Source organism: Microcystis sp. LEGE 00066 (assembly GCF_015207925.1).
Taxonomy (GTDB): Bacteria; Cyanobacteriota; Cyanobacteriia; order Cyanobacteriales; family Microcystaceae; genus Microcystis; species Microcystis ichthyoblabe_A.
In genome coordinates, this window is record NZ_JADEVX010000326.1 from 1 (window position 1) to 2013 (window position 2013).

Below are 2013 nucleotides of genomic sequence, written 5' to 3' on the forward strand. Positions count from 1 at the left end.
ATGTTGGTTAAGTTCTTGTTGTTGCTCTGGAGTCATTTTTGTCTTTTCCCCACTCTTTTCTCTATCCCATGCCCAATTGATGCTTTTGTCAAGTAGTTTATTTGTTCTTCAGCTTTGACTTGCTCCCGCGTTAATGTTCTTGGTTCTTCTCTTTTTTTCACCTAACAGCTGGTCGATTTTTTTGAGAAAATTGAGTTAATAATCTCTAGGTTGAGTTAAGGTTTGTAGTTGCGCTTTAGCACCAAGTTCTAGGTAAAATCGGGCTAGAGCATCGACATTGCTTGTCATCCCAAGACTGGCCCGACTTACCCTTACTGTTCTTTGTGGCGAGAAAAAGCCAGATCAGCAGTCTCGATCACCTTTAATAGCTGTTCGATGCGGTTTTCCGTTGGGGGGGCCAAACAGGGAAAAACGGCTAAACCGGGGATTTGATTAGCCACCTCGGTGACAGCCACATCAAGGGTGACTAGGGGTAAATTAGCGAGGGTTTCCGACTCGCTCAAGGTTTGCAGATAAGAGTATAAATCTTCTGCGATCGAACTATCAATTAAGATAGCGTCCACCTCCCAGACAGTGGCTAAAAGTTCCGCCTGTTCGCAACTATCGGCCTCGATAAAACGATAATTCTCCCGGACTAATTGATTATTCCAAATCCAGCTAAAGGAAGATAAATCGGAGAAATTGGGGGCATAATGACCGTGTAAACGCAGCAGAGTCGGAGCAGTGCGCTGTTTTCGGCTAGGAACAGGGGAAACGGTCAGATTTAGGCAAGCTTGCAGGGCAGCCGAGGTGATCGGCGGAACCAGAAAACTATCGGCCCCTTGCTGTTGACTGCGGTTGCGCTCGGAATCGGCGGCGGTGACAATAACTTTTATATCTTTGGTTTGGGGATGGGATTTCAGCAGCGTTAACACATCCCAACCGGACAAGAGGGGTAGATTGGGATTGAGAAAAACACAACGGGGTTTTAACTGCCGGGCTTTTTCGATCGCCTCAGTGCCGCTACGAGCGATAATAGCTTTTAATCCCAATTCACTCAAGCGATCGACAAACTGTTCGATCACTTGGGGATTAGCTTCCACCACCAACACCAGACGCTGGGGAGTAGCGGGGTCCTGCTCGGCACCTTGGGGATGAACCGGCAGTAGTAAAGTAAATTCACTACCTTCCTGGGCCCTGGAGACAAAGGATAGATCGCCACCGTGACAGCGTGCTAATTTTTGGCTGAGGACTAAACCTAAACCTGCGCCCTCAAATTGACGGGTGAAAGGACTTTCTAGCTGTTGGAATTTCTGAAAAATCAGATGCTGGGATTCTTCTGGAATACCGATCCCCGTGTCCCAGACGGTAAAAGCCAGCCAATTTTCCCAACGATTGACTTTAATGCCCAAATTACCGCCATCAACGGTAAATTTTACCGCATTATCTAACAAATGCACTAACATCTGTTGTAAACGGGTTTCATCGGCCAGGACATAATCTAACCCCGATTCGATGTCAAGACGATAGCTGCTGGGGAGATCAAGACGTTGGGGATACTTATCGACGATGATATCGTACACCCGTTGACAGAGGCGATCGATTTTGACTCTAGATAAAGTTAATTGTAGTTGTCCTGTCTCTAGGCGGGTTAAATCGAGGAGATCATTAACCAAAGCCATCAACTGGCGACCGCTGCGATAGATTAAATCGGCATATTTGGACTGTCGGGGGTTAAGTTCACCGATTTTTTGTTCCCGGAGCAGACTGGAGAGACCGATAACGGCGGTGAGGGGCGATTTAAACTCATGGCTAACACAGGCGAGAAATTCATCCTTAAGACGATTTAAATGGACTAGATCGGCATTTTTAACCGCTAATTCCTGACAATATTGCTGTTGTTCGGTGATATCGGTGGCTAACAGTAACCATAGTCCTGAAGCTTTCTCGATCAAAGGATAATTATCCGTTAAATTTAACGGCACGGATAACAGGCGCCAAGTCTTAGTTAAACCCGATGTCAGCGTTTCCAGA

The 2013-nt window shown here is 46.5% G+C and carries 1 protein-coding gene; it reads right to left on the reverse strand.

Annotated features, from left to right (window positions below; translation table 11 throughout):
* Nucleotides 1-311 precede the first annotated feature (311 nt).
* Nucleotides 312-2013 (reverse strand): hybrid sensor histidine kinase/response regulator (locus tag IQ224_RS23135; RefSeq protein WP_194033540.1); only part of this gene is annotated, 1702 nt, incomplete at its 5' end.